This is a genomic window from Tistrella arctica, from assembly GCF_039630945.1.
GTDB classification, from domain to species: domain Bacteria; phylum Pseudomonadota; class Alphaproteobacteria; order Tistrellales; family Tistrellaceae; genus Tistrella; species Tistrella bauzanensis.
Genome location: NZ_JBBKTV010000003.1, coordinates 41,483 through 56,689 on the forward strand (window position 1 = coordinate 41,483; position 15,207 = coordinate 56,689).

Annotated in this window: 16 protein-coding genes and 1 pseudogene; 10 read left to right on the forward strand and 7 right to left on the reverse strand. The window is 68.9% G+C overall.

Annotated elements, in window-relative coordinates:
• Positions 1 to 891, reverse strand: coding sequence for an RluA family pseudouridine synthase (locus tag WG924_RS07065; protein ID WP_345932321.1), 891 nt, complete (start codon positions 889 to 891; stop codon positions 1 to 3).
• Between the two features lie 141 nt (positions 892 to 1,032).
• On the opposite strand from WG924_RS07065, the gene WG924_RS07070 reads away from it, so the two are divergent.
• On the forward strand, positions 1,033 to 1,398 hold the full coding sequence (locus WG924_RS07070; protein WP_345932322.1) for a RidA family protein: 366 nt from the start codon (positions 1,033 to 1,035) through the stop codon (positions 1,396 to 1,398).
• Positions 1,399 to 1,441: 43 nt separating this feature from the next.
• On the opposite strand, the gene WG924_RS07075 is transcribed toward WG924_RS07070, so the two are convergent.
• Positions 1,442 to 2,647, reverse strand: a complete 1,206-nt coding sequence (locus WG924_RS07075) for an aromatic ring-hydroxylating oxygenase subunit alpha (RefSeq protein ID WP_345932323.1) — start codon at positions 2,645 to 2,647, stop codon at positions 1,442 to 1,444.
• Complete coding sequence (locus tag WG924_RS07080; RefSeq protein ID WP_345932324.1) at positions 2,625 to 3,374, reverse strand: TetR/AcrR family transcriptional regulator; 750 nt, start codon at positions 3,372 to 3,374, stop codon at positions 2,625 to 2,627. Before WG924_RS07080 ends, WG924_RS07075 begins: the two co-directional genes overlap by 23 nt.
• A 116-nt stretch (positions 3,375 to 3,490) precedes the next feature.
• Here WG924_RS07080 and WG924_RS07085 point away from each other — a divergent pair, with 116 nt between their 5' ends.
• From WG924_RS07085 to WG924_RS07105, 5 genes are all read left to right on the forward strand, one after another.
• Positions 3,491 to 4,294 carry an enoyl-CoA hydratase/isomerase family protein gene (locus WG924_RS07085; RefSeq protein ID WP_345932325.1) on the forward strand — a complete coding sequence of 268 codons (804 nt, stop codon included), beginning with the start codon at positions 3,491 to 3,493 and terminating at the stop codon, positions 4,292 to 4,294.
• 131 nt (positions 4,295 to 4,425) lie between these two features.
• Positions 4,426 to 4,953 (forward strand): RNA polymerase sigma factor, encoded by a 528-nt coding sequence (locus WG924_RS07090; RefSeq protein ID WP_345932326.1) that lies wholly within the window; start codon positions 4,426 to 4,428, stop codon positions 4,951 to 4,953.
• Entirely contained in the window at positions 4,950 to 5,960 is a 1,011-nt protein-coding gene (locus tag WG924_RS07095) for a FecR family protein (protein ID WP_345932327.1), read from the forward strand. Before WG924_RS07090 ends, WG924_RS07095 begins: the two co-directional genes overlap by 4 nt.
• Before the next feature lie 153 nt (positions 5,961 to 6,113).
• Positions 6,114 to 8,585 (forward strand): TonB-dependent siderophore receptor, encoded by a 2,472-nt coding sequence (locus WG924_RS07100; protein WP_345932328.1) that lies wholly within the window; start codon positions 6,114 to 6,116, stop codon positions 8,583 to 8,585.
• 10 nt (positions 8,586 to 8,595) lie between these two features.
• On the forward strand, positions 8,596 to 9,822 hold the full coding sequence (locus tag WG924_RS07105; protein ID WP_345932329.1) for a PepSY-associated TM helix domain-containing protein: 1,227 nt from the start codon (positions 8,596 to 8,598) through the stop codon (positions 9,820 to 9,822).
• Positions 9,823 to 10,050: 228 nt separating this feature from the next.
• Here the strand turns inward: WG924_RS07105 and WG924_RS07110 are convergent, their stop codons facing one another.
• On the reverse strand, positions 10,051 to 11,034 hold the full coding sequence (locus WG924_RS07110) for an alpha/beta hydrolase family protein (protein WP_345932330.1): 984 nt from the start codon (positions 11,032 to 11,034) through the stop codon (positions 10,051 to 10,053).
• A 181-nt stretch (positions 11,035 to 11,215) separates the two neighbouring features.
• Here WG924_RS07110 and WG924_RS07115 point away from each other — a divergent pair, with 181 nt between their 5' ends.
• Complete coding sequence (locus WG924_RS07115) at positions 11,216 to 11,830, forward strand: TetR/AcrR family transcriptional regulator (protein WP_345932331.1); 615 nt, start codon at positions 11,216 to 11,218, stop codon at positions 11,828 to 11,830.
• 115 nt (positions 11,831 to 11,945) lie between these two features.
• Here WG924_RS07115 and WG924_RS28230 read toward each other — a convergent pair.
• Positions 11,946 to 12,221, reverse strand: a pseudogene (locus WG924_RS28230) (SDR family NAD(P)-dependent oxidoreductase); the annotation flags it as partial.
• Positions 12,139 to 12,471 (reverse strand): hypothetical protein, encoded by a 333-nt coding sequence (locus tag WG924_RS07120; protein ID WP_345932332.1) that lies wholly within the window; start codon positions 12,469 to 12,471, stop codon positions 12,139 to 12,141. The gene WG924_RS07120 and the pseudogene WG924_RS28230, both read right to left, overlap by 83 nt.
• Positions 12,472 to 12,576: 105 nt before the next feature.
• On the opposite strand from WG924_RS07120, the gene WG924_RS07125 reads away from it, so the two are divergent.
• Complete coding sequence (locus tag WG924_RS07125; protein ID WP_345932333.1) at positions 12,577 to 13,056, forward strand: hypothetical protein; 480 nt, start codon at positions 12,577 to 12,579, stop codon at positions 13,054 to 13,056.
• A 19-nt stretch (positions 13,057 to 13,075) separates the two neighbouring features.
• On the opposite strand, the gene WG924_RS07130 is transcribed toward WG924_RS07125, so the two are convergent.
• Complete coding sequence (locus WG924_RS07130) at positions 13,076 to 13,660, reverse strand: TetR/AcrR family transcriptional regulator (RefSeq protein ID WP_345932334.1); 585 nt, start codon at positions 13,658 to 13,660, stop codon at positions 13,076 to 13,078.
• A 168-nt stretch (positions 13,661 to 13,828) separates the two neighbouring features.
• On the opposite strand from WG924_RS07130, the gene WG924_RS07135 reads away from it, so the two are divergent.
• Positions 13,829 to 14,227, forward strand: coding sequence for a RidA family protein (locus WG924_RS07135; protein ID WP_345932335.1), 399 nt, complete (start codon positions 13,829 to 13,831; stop codon positions 14,225 to 14,227).
• Between the two features lie 142 nt (positions 14,228 to 14,369).
• Entirely contained in the window at positions 14,370 to 15,158 is a 789-nt protein-coding gene (locus tag WG924_RS07140) for an SDR family NAD(P)-dependent oxidoreductase (protein WP_345932336.1), read from the forward strand.
• Positions 15,159 to 15,207 lie beyond the last annotated feature (49 nt).

A 15,207-nucleotide genomic window follows, 5' to 3' on the forward strand; every position in this document is an offset into this window, starting at 1 on the left:
TCAGCGGCCGCCGAAGCCGCCCCGCCCTCCGTCGTTGCGTCCCCCATCATCGCGCCGGGCGGGTCCGCGCTGCAGGCCGCGATGGCGGCGGCTCTTCAGCCGGTCATCGGCCTCGTCATCGGCGGGGCTGGCCTCGGCCGCGGCCAGGGCCTCGGCGCGCTGGCGGCGGGCGAAGGCGTCTTCCGCCGCGCCATCCATGCCCACCCCCTGCAATCCGGCGCGCATATGCGGCGGCACCGGCGCCGTCGCCGTCACCGGTGGCACATCCGGATGCAGCGGCAGGGTGATGGCGCGGGCATGCAGCAGCATCGATCCCAGCCGGCCGCGCATCTCGTCGGCAAAGGCATCGCCCACGCCATGGGCATAAACCGGGTCGCCGACCAGCGGGCAGCCCAGATGCGCCATATGCACGCGGATCTGATGGGTGCGGCCGGTGCGGGGCCGGCATTCGATCCAGGCCCGGCCATCCGCCTGCCCCAGCACCCGCCAGTCGGTCACCGCCGCCTGGCCCGCCGGATCGACGACCATCTTCCAGCCCCGGCCGGGGGTATGCTTGGCAAGGGGGGCATCGACCCGGCCGTCCGGCGCATCGGGGATGCCGTCGGTCACCGCCCAATAAACCTTCTCCACCCGGCCACCGGCGAACATCCGGCCCAGCCGGGCCAACCCGCGCCGGTTGCGGCCCAGCACCAGGCAGCCGCTGGTGTCGCGGTCCAGCCGGTGAGCCAGCGACGGCTGTTCCTTGTATCCGAAGCGCAGCGCATCCAGATACAACTCCAGATTGGGTCCGCCGCGCGGACCGGCATGCACCGGCAGCCCGGCGGGCTTGTCGATGATCACCACAAGCTGGTCGCGATACAGCACGCGGGCACGAAGATCGGTCGGGGTCATGGCGCGCGTGCTCCGGAAGCTTGGCGGCGGGTCGACCACACTGGTACACCTATCACCAGCCGGGCGGAAGCCCGGAACCTTACATAGAACCGGGCGGACGCCCGGCACCCTCGACGCGACACCCAAGGAGACCCCGACATCATGACCGACAGCAACCCCGATATCCGCCGCGTCAATCCGGGCCCGCGGATGAGCGACGGCGTGGTCTATAACGGCATGGTCTGGCTGGCCGGCAAGGTCGGCACCCCCGGCCGGAGCGTCGCCGAGCAGACAGCCGACGCGCTGGCCGAGGTCGATGCCGCATTGGAGCGGGCCGGCAGCGACCGCAGCCGCATCCTTCAGGCGATCATCTGGCTGGCCGATATGAATGATTTCGCCGAGATGAACGCGGTCTGGGACAAGTGGGTCGTGCCCGGCCACAGCCCCGCCCGCGCCACCGGCGAGGCGAAGCTCGCCGCCCCGGAATACCGGGTCGAGGTGATCGTGACGGCGGCGGTGAAGCCGTAAGGCATCGGCCATGTCACATCCGGCTGATCGGGGTATTGCCCGGTCAGCCGGACGCCATCGCCGCCAGTTCGGCCTCAAGCTGATCGTGGAAGCGCGCGGCGGCGAATTCGAAGCCGCCGAAGATCAGCGTGTCATTGGCGCCGGTGGCCAGCGTCGACTGGGTCGATTCCGCCAGCACGTAATCCTCGCCCAATGCCGCGCGATAGATGTCGATGTTGCGCTGCCAGTGATGCAGCGCCTTCGGTGTCGCCGGCACCTCGGGCACCAGCGCCACGTCATGCAGCACAGAGGCGCCGACACCGGCCGGCTCCACCCGCGTCACCTGGGCATGATCGGGCTGCACCAGGATCAGCGTGTTCGGAAACACAAAATAGAAGATATTGCCGAAACCACGGGTGGTGAAGTCTTCGGGCCTCGGCGGGGCCGTCGGGTCCAGCGCCGCCTTGACCAGATACAGCCGGCGGTTCAGCCCGAAGTCGTCGATCACCTGCAGATTGTCGGCGAACATCGGCGCGATGGTCGCCTTGTGGGCGATCTTGAAGTGATAGGCCTCGAACGACCCGTCGAGCACCAGCTTCCAGTCGCAGGCGAGCGGCAGGTCGCGTGGCGCATAGGGCACGTGGGAGCCGAAACCCAGCGCCTCCAGATCGTCCCCGACGGTGCCGAGATGCGCACGGATATCGACCGCGACATGAGCGGGATCGGTCACCACCCAGATCAACCCGCCGCATTCCGCCACCGCCAGCCGCCGCAGGCCGCGCGTCTGCTTGTCCAGGTCAGGGAATCCGAAGGCTTTGGGCACCGATTTCAAGGCCCCGTCGGCGCCATAGGTCCAGGCATGATAGGGGCAGGTGAAGCTGCGCCGGCCCGATCCGCAGCCGGCCTCCGCCACCCGCACGCCGCGATGGCGACAGGCGTTGAGCAGCGCGTTCACCCGGCCGTCGGCATCTCGCACCAGCAGCACCGGCACGCCCGAGATGTCACGGGCCAGCCAGTCGCCCGGTGCCGGGATCTCGGCGGATGCCGCCGCCATCTGCGGGTAACGGCGGATCAGCCGCTGTTCGGCCGCCAACCGCGCCGGGTCGATATAGCGGCGGACCGGGCTGTGATACATCGCATCCGGCATTTCCGGCCGGCCGCGCGTCAGGCTGGCGCAGGCCCGCGCCAGCAGTGCCAGCCGGTCGGGGATGTCGGCCATAGCCGGCATCGGCTCAGCGGCCATCGGCTCATGGGGCATCGGGGTCGGCATGGGCATGTCCTCCGGTGAACAATGCCGCCTCCGCCACCGCCACAAGGGCCTGGGCGAAGGCGGCATCACTGGCCAGCACGGCATCTTGCGGCCGCATCTGGGCAAAGGTCGGCCGAACGGCCAGGGCATAGGCGAAGCTGCCCAGAAGCTGGGTCAGCGGCAGCACCACCGGCCCCGCCGCCACATGGCCGGCCGCTTGCGCGGCCTCGATCACCCGGCACATCCGATCGACATAGCCGGCGAGCGGCAGGCTGCGCGCCCGCCCGACCCGGTCGACATTGTCGAGCAGTTCCCGCAGCACCAGCCGCGCGCCTTGCGGCCGCTCCGCCGTCCAGGTCGCCTGCAGCCGCACCATGGCCCGGGCGGCAGCGCGGGGGTTCGGGGCATCGGCCAGGGCCGCGTCCAGCAGGGCGTCGAGTTCAGCGCCCACCCGCGCCAGCACCGCGCCATACAGCCGGGCCTTGCTGGGGAAATGATGCAGCAACCCGGCATTGCCCAGGCCGCTGGCTGTGGCCAGCGCCGCCAGCCCGACGCCATGAAAGCCATGGGCGGCGAACAGCCGCTCGGCCTCGTCGAGCAGCAGAGCGCGGGTTTCCTCGCCACGCTCCCGGCGCCGGGCGGGGCGGGTGCGCGAGAGCTGGGCCTGGGCTGAGCGGCCAGTGGTTGAGCGGCCAGTGGCTGAGCGGCCAGTGGCTGAGCGGGCTGCGAGGCGATCGGTATCGGTCATGCGGATCATTAACCAACCGATCGGTCGGTCTGTCAAGATGCGCCGGCAGCCGGTTGCCGTTCCGGCCGGCAACGCGCAGGATCCGGGCCACCCTCATTCTCAGGACACCCGATGCCATGACCGATCAGCCATCCTCCGCCGTCACCGTCTCGATCGCCGGACCGGTCGCCACAGTGCGTTTCGACCGCCCGGCCCGGCAGGTCAATCCGCTCTCCCCGGCCCTGCTGCACGACCTCACCGACGCCGCGCGCCATCTGGCCCGCCGGCCGGAGATCGCGGTGGTGATCCTGCACGGATCGGATACCGCCTTCAGCGGCGGCTTCGATCTGGCGGATCCGGGCGTGGCGGCCCTGGCCGATGGCGCGGACGAGGCCCTGGCCGAACAGATCGCCCGCGCCGGCGGCGAGGCCGTCGAGGCCTGGACCAGTCTGCCGCCGGTCACCATCGCCGCCGTCGAAGGATACGCCCTGGGTGGCGGGCTGGTGATGGCGCTGGCCTGCGATTTCCGGGTGGCCCGGGCCGGCGCGTTGTTCGGTCTGCCGGAAATCGACCGCGGCATCACCCCCGGCTGGGGATGCCTGCCGCGCCTTGTCGCCACCATCGGCCTTCAGGCCACCCGCCGCATGGCGCTGCTCGGCAGCAATGTCACCGCTGAACAGGCCCTCACCCTGGGGCTGGTCGACGGCATCGCCGATGCCGGCGCCACCGCCCTCGATGCCGCCCGGGTCATGGCCGACCGGCTGGCCGCCAAGCCCGCAACGCCCTTGCGGATGAACAAGCGGATGCTGAACGCCAGCGGCATCGCGCCGCTTTCCGCCGCGTCGCTGATCGATATCGACCAGTTCACCGGTGCTGCGCGCGGTGCCGCCTTCCGCGCGGAACAGGCCCGTTTCGCCGCCCGCCGGCGTGATGGGCGCTGACATATCGGGGCCTGCGATCACAGGATTGCAAATAAGTCGCATTCTCTATAAACTGCGATCTTCTTCAGAGACGTCCGGATGGCCTGCCGCCGCCGGTGATGCCCGCTGGGCTCTTCGGGATATCGCGGATCTTGGACCGAACGGCGCTCGACCGGCTCAATCACATCTACACCGGCCAGCGCCGCGTTCTGGTCCGCAGCCTGACATCGATCGTCGGCAGCATGGCGGTCGCCGAGGATCTGGCGCAGGAGACCTATCTGAAGGTCCGCGCCGCGCTGGCGCATACCCAGGTCCAGCATCTGGAGCCGTTCCTGTTCCGCACCGCCCGCAATCTGGCGCTCGACCATCTGCGTCGCGAACGCCGCCAGGGTGCTGTGGTCGGCCAGGGCGATGCCGATGACGATCTGACCCGGATCGCCGCCGACACCCCGACCCCCGAAGCCGAGGTCGGCGACCGCCAGTTGCTCGACCGGCTGGAACAGGCGATGTCGCGGTTGACGCCGCGCCAGCGCCGGGTGATGGTCGCCTGCCGGCTGGAAGGCCGCAGCTACGGCGAGGTGGCGACCTCCCTTGGCGTCTCGACCAGCACGGTTCAGAAGGATCTGAAGGACGCGATGGCCGCCTGTCTGGGCAGTTTCATGGCGGGCCCCCGTCAATGACCGGCGCCCGCGACACCATGGACCCGGTCACGACCGATGCGGCCATCATCGATGCCGCGCTTGAACGCTTCATCCGCGCGCGCGACCCCGATGCCGCCCCGGGCGAGGCCGAGGCGCTGGCCGCCTGGGCCGCCGCCGACCCCGCCCATGCCGCGGCTCTGGCCCGGGTCGAGGCGCTGTGGGGCGCCGATGTCTTCGCCGCCGCGCTTGCGAAGGCGGCCACCACTGACATGGCCCCCGCCACAGATGCGCGCACCCCGGCGCCCATATCCGGCGCGATCGCCACGCGCCGGCGCCGGCCGGTTCTGCGGCGACTGGCGCTCGCCGCCTCGGTTCTGGTCGCGGTCGGTATCGGCGCCGCCCTCGATCTGCCGGTGCGGCTTCAGGCCGATGCGGTCACCGCCACGGGTGAGCGCCGGGTGATGATGCTGGCCGACGGCTCACGCGTCACCCTCGACACCGACACCGCGATTGCCGTCACCATCGACGACACCGGCCGGCATCTGCGCCTGCTGGGCGGGCGGGCCTTCTTCGAGGTGTCGCCCGATGGCGCGCGGCCATTCACGGTTGCGGCCGGGCCGGCGACGGTCCGGGTCACCGGCACCGCCTTCGCGGTCGGCTTCACCGCCGATGATGCCGTCAGGGTCCAGGTCCGCAGCGGCCGGGTGGAAGCCGGCGCCGCCGGCCGCAGCGTGGCACTCGCCGCCGGCGACACCCTGCGCCTCGATAACACCGGTCCCGGCGCCGTCACCCGCCCCGATCCGGCCCAGAGCCTGGGCTGGCTGGACGGGCGGCTGGTCTTCGCCGACCGGCCGCTCGGCGAGGTGCTGGCCGAACTCGACCGCTATCTGCCGGGCCGCATCCTGATCACCGATCCGACCCTCGCCAGCCGCCGGGTCACCGGCAATTACCGGCTCGACGATCCGGCCGACAGCACGCAGTCGCTTGCCGCCGTCGCCGGCGCCCGCGTCACCCGCCTGACCGGCATGCTGCTGATCCTGCACTGATCCCGGCGCCGACGGACATGTCCTTATAAAAAAATTTACGCGATCGCCCGGCCTGATGCGTCACGTCTCCGGGGCGTAATTGCATGCGAGACGCAATCGCAAGACATGCGGCACGCCCCACCCTATCGGTGACGCACAGGCGGGACGTTCCTCATGACCAAATGGCATCAGCCCCTTTGCCCCACATCCGGACGCCGCGCCGCCGCATGGCCGGCGCGCCGCGCGACCATGGCCGGCGTCGCCCTGGTCGGCGCGGCCATTCTGGCCGGCCCCGGCATCACCGGCCGCGCCGCCGCGCAGGTGTCGGCGGCACCGGTGGCCGCCGAGGATCAGCGCCATGATTTCGACATCCCCCGCCAGCCGCTGGTGCAGGCGATCAATGCCTTCAGCAGCGCCACCGGCTGGAATGCGGGCTTCGCGGCCGGGCTCGATGCCGGCATCGTCTCCCCCGGCGTGCGCGGCCGGCTCAGCGGCGAACAGGCTCTGCGCCAGTTGCTGTCGGGGACCGGCCTCACCTATCGCGTCACCGGCCCGCGGGCGGTGATGCTGGAAGCCCTGCCGCCGGCCGAGGCCGGCACCACCCGGCTTGATCCGCTCACCATCGATGCCGGGCGTCAGGGCACGGCGCGCGGCGCGGTCGCCGGCATCGCCGCCAGCCATTCGGTCACGGCATCCAAGACCGACACCCCGATCATCCTCACCCCCCAGGCGGTGTCGGTCGTCACCCGCGACCAGATGGACATGCAGGGCTCCGACACCGTCACCCAGGCGCTGCGCTATGCGCCGGGCGTGATCAGCCAGTATGGCAATGTCGATCTCCGGCTCGACTGGTTCACGGTGCGCGGCTTCACCCCCGGGCGCTATCTCGACGGCCTGCGCCTGCCCTTCGGGTCGCGCGGCTATGCCCAGCCGCGCATCGAGCCCTATGGTCTTGAACGCATCGAGGTTCTGAAAGGCCCGGCCTCGGTGCTCTATGGCCAGAACGCCCCCGGCGGCCTGCTGGGCATGACCTCGAAGCGCCCCACCGCCGAGACGCTGAACGAGATCGAGCTTGGCACCGGCAGCTATGACCGCCGGCAGCTCGCCGGCGATTTCTCGGGCGCCATGGATGACGACAATCGTCTGCTCTATCGCCTGACCGTGGTCGGACGCGAGGCCGACACCCAGTATGACCATGTCGAGGAAGATAAGATCTTCGTGGCCCCGGCCTTCACCTGGGCGGGCGACGACACCACGCTGACGGTGCTGTCGCAATACCAGAAGATCCGCTCGGAAGGCGGCGGCGGTGCGCCGGTGCTGCCCTCGGTCGGCACGCTCTATCCGCATCCCGACGGCTACATCCCGACCAATCGTTTCGTGGGCGAGCCGGATTACGACCTGTTCACCAATGAACAATGGATGCTGGGCTATGAGGTCGAGCACCGGCTGGACGATGTCTGGACCGTCAGCCACAACCTGCGCTATGCCGATGTCGACACCAGCACCCGGCGGGTGCAGGGCTATGCGTTGTCGGACCAGACCCTCTACCGCTATGCCTGGGCCTTCCCCGAAACCGCGCAGAGCCTCACCGCCGATACCCGCGCCGAGGCCCGCTTCGAGACCGGCCCGGTCGGTCATGACGTGCTGATCGGCCTCGACATCCAGCACGAGACCAGCCATTTCGACGAGACCCAGCTTGCCATGGTCGCGCCGATCGACGTCTTCGATCCGGTCTATGCCGGCGGCATCACCGTGCCGCCGGTCGGCACCAGCATCGACCAGACCCGCCGCCAGACCGGCGCCTATGTCCAGAACCTGATGAGCCTGGGGCGCTGGCATCTGATGCTTGGCGGGCGTTACGACCACGCCGAGGCCAAGACCGATACCAACGGCACCATTGTCCGTCAGGATGACGAGGCCTTCACCGGCCGCGCCGGTCTGGTCTATGCCTTCGACAACGGCCTCGCCCCCTATGTCAGCTACACGACATCCTTCCAGCCGCTCGGCGGTTCAACCCCGGAGGGGCAGCCACTTGAGCCGATGGAAGGCCGTCAGGCTGAAATCGGGCTGCGTTATCAGCCAACCGGCTACAATTCGATGATCACGCTCTCGGCCTATCATCTGGTGCAGGAGAATGTCGCCACCAGCACCACCGGCACTGCCTATATCCAGACCGGCGAGGTCGAGGTGAAGGGGCTGGAGGTCGAAGCTCATGCCGATCTGGGCGAGGGTTACCGCGCGATCGCAAGCTATGCCTATAGCGACAGCGAAATCACCGAAACCTTGCGCGAGGCACAGATGGGCCGCCAACTGGCCTTCGTGCCGCGCAACACCGCGGCACTCTGGCTCGACAAAAGCTTCGACCATGGTATCGCCGACGGGTTGGGGCTGGGCGCCGGCGTGCGCTATATCGGCCATCTCTATGGCGAGTTGAACAATCAGTTCAAATCACCGGGCGTGACCCTGTTCGATGCCGGGGTGCGGTTCGATCTGGGCCGGCTCAGCCCCGATGCCGCCGGTGCGAGCCTTGCGGTCAACGCCACCAATCTGCTCGACGAGACCTATGTCTCCACCTGCCTGTCGGCCAATGCCTGCTATTGGGGCGCCGGCCGGGCGGTCACCGCCTCGCTCAAATATCGCTGGTAAGGGCGTCCTGATGCGCGGTCTCTGGGTCAGGGTTCATCGCTGGGCGGGGCTGTCGACCGCGCTGTTCCTGGTGCTGGCTGGGCTGACCGGCAGCGCCATCACCTTCCGGCATGACCTCGATGCCTGGCTGAACCCGGCGCTGTTCCAGGCGCCGGGGCGCGGGCCGGTGCTGGCGCCCGACGCGATCGCGGCCCGGGTGGCGGCGATCGATCCCGACATCGCCGTCACCGCCCTGCCACTCGTACCCAGGGCGGGCGAGGCGGTGCTGGTCACGGTCCTGCCCCGGCCCGGAACCCCGCCGCCCGGTTATGATCAGGTTTTCGTCGATCCGGTGACCGGCGACATCCTGGGTCGGCGCGACCAGATGACCGCGATCATGCCCTTCCTCTACACCTTCCATTATTCGCTGACCGCCGGGCCGGTGGGCAAATGGCTGCTGGGGGTGGTGGCGCTGATCTGGGCGCTGGATGCCATCGTGGCCCTGTGGCTGACCCTGCCGCGCGGCCGCCGCCCCTTCACCCGTGGCTTCGGCGCCGGCTGGGCACCGGCCTGGAAGATCAAACCCGGCCTGTCATTGCGGGGCACCGGCAGCCATCGCCGGGTGCTCGATCTGCACCGCGCGCCCGGCCTGTGGCTGTGGGCTGTGTTTCTGGTGCTGGCGATCAGCAGCGTGTCGCTGAACCTGGAAGCCCAGGTGATGCGGCCGCTATTGTCGCTGGTGGCGGATCTGTCCCCCAGCGCGCGCGAGGTCGGCGCGCCCCGCTATCGCGCCAACCCGCCCCCGCCCGGCCTCAGCTTCGAACAGGCCGCGGCCCGTGGCGAGGCCCATGCCGCCGCCAGCGGCCTGCCGGCGCAGGCGGTCGACGCCTATCATTACGCGGCGTTCGGGGTCTATATCATCAGCCTCGACGAGCCGGAACCGCATAGCCCCTGGGCCATCGACACCGGCCATCCGCATCTCTATCTCGACGATGCCACCGGTGCCGTGCTGCTGGCCAGCGTCCCCGGCCAGGGCACGGTGGGCGACGTGTTCCTTCAGCTTCAGTTCCCGCTGCATTCCGGCCGCATCGGCGGGCTTGCCGGCCGCATCCTGATCGCGGTCGCAGGCGTGGCCCTGGCCCTGGTCTCGATCACGGGCGTGGTGATCTGGTGGCGCAAGCGCCGCGCCCGCCGCCAGGTCGCCGCCCGGTCGGCCGGAACACCACCCGCTGCGACGCCTGGTCGAGCCACCCCTTGATGCTGTAAGATTTCGCCTCAACGCAATCAACAGTGGTTGCGATCAGCCGGAGGCGGGATCGGGCGGCCCACGCTTTATGTGGGCCCACCGGTCGATCCCGAAGCGCTGCCGGCCGCATTCCCGATGCGATCACCCGCCTGCTGCCCGCCAATGGCCGCCTGACCCTGCCCGGCCCCCGCGACCTGCACCCGCACCCGGCCTTTCTGGATTATCACCGCCGGGTGATCTTCAGGGGGTGAGGCGCGGCTTGCCGTCGACCCGGCCGATGGCGCCGGCATGCGTTTCCAGCGCCGCACAGGCCAGGGCCCATGCCGGATCGCCGGCATGGAGCGCCGATCGCAGATAGGCCCAGCTCATCCGCAGGGTCACCGCCAGACGGTCGGGATCTTCGTCATCGGTCTCCTTGGCGTCATAGCCGGCAATCCCGCCCAGCCCGTGCCGGCCGCCGAACAGGGTCAGCAGATGATCGGCGCCGGGGCTATGGTGAAACGGGTCGGTGTGCCAGTCCGCGCCGCGCGGGGTCAGATGCGGGTTCACGTCGCTGTCGCCCACCACCACCAGCGTTCGCGTGGTCATGTGGGAGAAATCGGGGTTCAGCGCCGAATAGGCCGTGCGGGCAGAGTCGCTGAGGCTGTCACCGCCATGGCCGGGGGCCGCCAGCAGGACGCCCGCCGTGATGCGCGGCTCGATCAGCGACACATCGGTCGCGGTCGCGTCGTTGGGATCGGTCAGCCGGGCGCCCAGCAGCATGCCCACCGTCTGCCCGCCCATGGAATGTCCGATCGCGGCGACCTTGTTTCGATCGACACGGCCGGCAAGTGTCGGAACCGCCGCCACGACATCGTCGAGCCGGTCCAGGATCAGCGTCATATCCGCGACCCGCGACCGCCAGAACAGCGGGCCGCCCGGAGCATCGGCGGCGAGCCGGGCCACCTTCGAATTGGCATGGGTGGGCTGGATCACCACGAAGCCGTGGGCGGCATAGAAATCCACCAGCGGTCCATAGCCATCCTTCGACGGCAGATAGAGCGAGGGGCCGTGGCCATGCGAGATCAGGACAATGCCCAGATCATGCCCGCTCACCGGTGCCGTGACCCGCAGGTCCAGCGGCAGCCCGCGTCCGGCCGCCTGCAACGTCACCGGATTGACCGAGAGGGTGGGCGCGGGATCGGCGACCGGAATGTGCCGGGCCAGACGGATCAGATTGTTCATGAGGGTGATGCCCCTGTTTCAGGATGGCGGAACCGGCGCCGCGTCGCTATAGAGCGGAGACGCGGACCAGCTTGTCGCAAAAAACGGAACGATGATCCGTATATCCCTCATATACGGAACTCTGTTCCATTTATCAACAACCCCGGTGGCGGCAGCGTGCCCGACCGGCAACGGAGGCGCGATGCCCCACGACCCGACACGACCGCAGGACGACACGCCGCCCGACGACACGCCGCCTGTGGCACGGCGCGTGCGTGCCGATGCGCGCCGAAACGAGGATGCGGTGCTGGAAGCGGCAAAGGCGGTGTTTGCGGTCTCAGGCGTCGAGGCGCCGGTCAGAGAGATCGCCGCCCGCGCGGGCGTCGGCGTCGGCACGCTGTATCGCCGCTTTCCGAAACGCGCCGATCTGGTGGCGGCGGTGTTCCGGCGCGAGGTCGACGCCTGCGCCGCCGAGGCCGCATCCCTGGCCGCCCGCCATCCGCCAGCCGAGGCCCTGGCCCTGTGGCTCCGCCGCTATACCGCCTTCATCGCCACCAAGAAGGGCCTTGCCGCCGCACTGCATTCGGGCGACCCGGCCTTCGATGCGCTGCCCGCCTATTTCCGCGCCCATTTCGAACCGGCCCTCATCGCCCTTCTGGATGCGGCCGCCGCCACCGGCCAGATCCGCGACGACATCCCGGCCTTCGACCTGCTGCGCGCGATCGGCAACCTGTCGGTTTCATCGGATGAGAACGACATCGCCCATACCAGACGCATGGTCGATCTGCTGATCGACGGGTTGCGTCGTCACCCATAGCACCGGCTCGGGGAGGATCATGGACACGGCCGTCACCGTCTCCGCGCCTCGGGCACAGCACGTGCCATGTCCCCAGGCGGCGGCAATCGCCTCGGCGGTAATAGCGCTGCGCCTTCATCGCGGTCCAGGCCGCTTGCGCCAGCCACAGCGGGGTCTCGACACCCAGCCCCGTCATCCGGGCCATGAAATCCGGCTCCAGATCCTCGATCGTCTGATAGCCCACCCAGCCGGCATTGTGGATCAGGATGTCGAGACGCCCGTATGTCGACACGACCTCCCCGACCAGCGCGTGGCAGCCGTCACGGGTGTCAGTTCCCCCCGCTCGCCGCGCACGCGGCGGCGCCTTGCGCGCGGAGCCGTCCGGCGGCGGCTTCGGCCACCGAGGGATCATGGCCCCGGCCGTCCTTGTCGGCGCCGATATCGTGGACGAGGACGCGCGCGCCCCGCAGGGCGAGATATCGGGCATAGGCATAGCCAAGAGCCGTTGCCGGAAGCGGTTCGTGACGGTGCGCCTCCTGCACCACCCGCGGCACGGAGCCGGCCGTCATGCACAGGTGAAGAACCTGGCGATGGAAATGCAGTTCCTCGGCAACCGCGATGAACTGACGCAGATGTCGCAGATCAATGACGGACGGAGTCATTCGTCCCCTCTTGAGGCCGCGCATCGCCCTCACCAACCTACCAAAAGTAGGTTGGTGATCTTATACACGAATGGCAGGTTCCCTGTCGAACGGCTGACCAGAACCATGTCCGCGGCCCATGCGCGCCGCGACGGTGCCAATGTCTGGCGGAATGGCGAGGATGCCCGGGCCGCCTTCCGTGCCGTCGACGGCACCGTAATGGTGGCCTCGGCCCTCTCACCCTATGACGTCGTCGGTCTGGCGGCGGCGACCGGCGCACCCGATGTTCAGTTCAATCTGGCCATGGGGGTCAGTTCCACCCGTCGCCGCGGCGAGCCGGCCTCGACCAAAATCATCATCGACCTCGCCGGCGCGGATCATGGCGGCCAACCGCTCCGCACCCGTCACGCGATCGTCCATCCCGAAGGGCAGATGCCATTGACCGGGCTCGGCGTCGCCATGGTTCTCGAACGGCCCGTCGGGCTCGATGGCGATCCGGCGACCGCGCCGGGGCTCTATTTCCCGTATCAACTGCTCGACCCTGCCACCTATCTCGCCCGCCTTGAGCAGATCGGCGGGCGCGTCCTGACGCTCGATCCGGCCTGACGCGGCGCGATGCACATCGCTATGCCAGAAACCCTGCCGCCAGACAGCGGAACGCCTCGACCGCTTTCGGCAGAACGGTTTCCGGGTCGTCGCTGGCCGCGATCCACAGCGCGGCATTGAGCGCGGCGCCGTTCATCAGCCGGGCGGCGGCCTCCGGATCGACCGGCTTCAGAACCCCGCGCCCGATCAGCCGTTCCACCGTCTGTTGTGTCACCCGCAGACAATTGTTCTGGCTGGGCCATTGCGACGGATCGCCCAGAACCGCCGGCCCGTCGCGCAGAACGATGCGCTGCACATCGGGGTCGAGCGCCATTTCGATATAGGCGACACCCTCGGCCAGCAACCCTTGCCAGTCATCGTCCGCCCGCGCGCCGACCGCCTGGGCGCGCGCCGCCATTTCGGCATCGATCTGGTTGACCACCGCCGCCAGCAGCCCGCGCTTGTTGCCGAAATTGTGATAGAGCGCGCCCCGCGTCAGACCGGCATCGGCGGTCAGATCGTCCATCGAGGCATCGGCATAGCCCTGTTCGGCAAAGGCCCGGCGGCCCGCCGCGATCAGCTTCGCACGGGTCTCCTCCATCATCTCCGCGCGTCGACCGGCCATCCCCCGCTCCCATTAAATTCACATGCATCGCGTATATGAATTGACATACGGCGCGTATGCCTGCATGTCTACATACATGACGTATATCAAAGCGCCCGCCAGCCTGAAAGCGCCGCGCGCGCGGCCGGCGACGATCAAAGGCCGGCAATGACGAAAAGGATAGAGATGATGGCTCAGCGCGATCCGATTTTCCCCGCCGACCGCCACGCCCTTTACGAAGCCCATGGCTATTCGGCCGCCATCCGCTCGGGCGACCTGCTTTTCGTGTCAGGGCAGGTCGGCAGCCGCCCCGACGGCACACCGGAACCCGATTTCGCGCGTCAGGTGCAACTGGCCTTCGACAATCTGGCCGCGACCCTGGCCGCCGCCGGCTGCGGCTTCGACGACATCGTCGACGTCACCAGCTTCCACACCGATCCCGAAGCCCAGTTCGAGACCATCATGGGCATCAAAAACCGGATCTTCAGCCAGCCGCCCTTCCCCAACTGGACCGCCATCGGCGTCACCTGGCTTGCCGGTTTCGATTTCGAGATCAAGGTGATTGCACGTATCCCCGAAAGCGCCTGACAGGGCATCCGCCGGCATATCGCGGGCGGAATCGCCCGCACCGGCCGGTGGGGCCCTTGAACCGCATGACCGCCTGCTTATCTGACCTCAATCATGATAAACATCATGATTGAACCCGCCCCGTCAGAGAAAGAAGCACCCCATGGCGACACTGCCCACCGTTCTCATCACCGGCGCGTCTTCGGGCATCGGCGCCACCTATGCGGCGCGATTCGCGCGGCGCGGTCATGATCTGGTTCTGGTCGCGCGCGATACGGCGCGGATGGAGGCACTGGCCGATGGCCTGCGCCGGGATCATGGCGTGGCGATCGACATCATCGGCGCCGATCTCACCAGCGCCGACGACCTTGCGGTGATCGAAACCCGGCTGCGGGACGATGACCGGATCGGTATTCTGGTCAACAATGCCGGGGCAAGCCTGGGCGGCGGCTTCATCGAACAGGCGACCGACGATATCGGACGGCTTGTGGCGTTGAACACGACGGCGCCGGTCCGGCTGGCCAGTGCCGTGGCACCACGTCTGGCCGCGGCCGGCGCGGGTGCGATCATCAATATCGGCTCGGTGGTCGGGTTGGCACCCGAATTCCGCCTGTCGGTCTATGGCGCGACCAAGGCCTTCATGCTGTTCCTGTCGCAGGCGCTCAGCCTGGAACTGGCCCCGGCCGGCGTCTATGTCCAGGCGGTGCTGCCCGCCGCCACCCGCACCGAAATCTGGGCGCGGTCGGGCACCGACATCAACACCGTGCCCGGATTGATGGAGGTCGACGAACTGGTGGATGCGGCCCTGGTCGGCTTCGACCGCCGCGAGCCGGTCACCATTCCGCCGCTGCATGATGCCGCTCAGTGGGATGCCTTCCAGGCCGCGCGTCAGACGATGCTGCCGGGGTTCAGGCAGGAGCATGCCGCCGAGCGCTACCAGACCAAGGCCTGAGCCGCCCTCACTCACGGCCTGGCCCGGGGTCTATCGCTCAGGCCGGTCT

Bases quoted from the DNA above. Each gene is read 5' to 3' on its own strand.
- WG924_RS07065 (WP_345932321.1), bottom strand. From the start codon at position 891: ATGACCCCGACCGATCTTCGTGCCCGCGTGCTGTATCGCGACCAGCTT.
- WG924_RS07070 (WP_345932322.1), top strand. From the start codon at position 1,033: ATGACCGACAGCAACCCCGATATCCGCCGCGTCAATCCGGGCCCGCGG.
- WG924_RS07075 (WP_345932323.1), bottom strand. From the start codon at position 2,647: ATGCCGACCCCGATGCCCCATGAGCCGATGGCCGCTGAGCCGATGCCG.
- WG924_RS07080 (WP_345932324.1), bottom strand. From the start codon at position 3,374: ATGACCGATACCGATCGCCTCGCAGCCCGCTCAGCCACTGGCCGCTCA.
- WG924_RS07085 (WP_345932325.1), top strand. From the start codon at position 3,491: ATGACCGATCAGCCATCCTCCGCCGTCACCGTCTCGATCGCCGGACCG.
- WG924_RS07095 (WP_345932327.1), top strand. From the start codon at position 4,950: ATGACCGGCGCCCGCGACACCATGGACCCGGTCACGACCGATGCGGCC.
- WG924_RS07100 (WP_345932328.1), top strand. From the start codon at position 6,114: ATGACCAAATGGCATCAGCCCCTTTGCCCCACATCCGGACGCCGCGCC.
- WG924_RS07105 (WP_345932329.1), top strand. From the start codon at position 8,596: ATGCGCGGTCTCTGGGTCAGGGTTCATCGCTGGGCGGGGCTGTCGACC.
- WG924_RS07110 (WP_345932330.1), bottom strand. From the start codon at position 11,034: ATGAACAATCTGATCCGTCTGGCCCGGCACATTCCGGTCGCCGATCCC.
- WG924_RS07115 (WP_345932331.1), top strand. From the start codon at position 11,216: ATGCCCCACGACCCGACACGACCGCAGGACGACACGCCGCCCGACGAC.
- WG924_RS07120 (WP_345932332.1), bottom strand. From the start codon at position 12,471: ATGACTCCGTCCGTCATTGATCTGCGACATCTGCGTCAGTTCATCGCG.
- WG924_RS07125 (WP_345932333.1), top strand. From the start codon at position 12,577: ATGTCCGCGGCCCATGCGCGCCGCGACGGTGCCAATGTCTGGCGGAAT.
- WG924_RS07130 (WP_345932334.1), bottom strand. From the start codon at position 13,660: ATGGCCGGTCGACGCGCGGAGATGATGGAGGAGACCCGTGCGAAGCTG.
- WG924_RS07135 (WP_345932335.1), top strand. From the start codon at position 13,829: ATGGCTCAGCGCGATCCGATTTTCCCCGCCGACCGCCACGCCCTTTAC.
- WG924_RS07140 (WP_345932336.1), top strand. From the start codon at position 14,370: ATGGCGACACTGCCCACCGTTCTCATCACCGGCGCGTCTTCGGGCATC.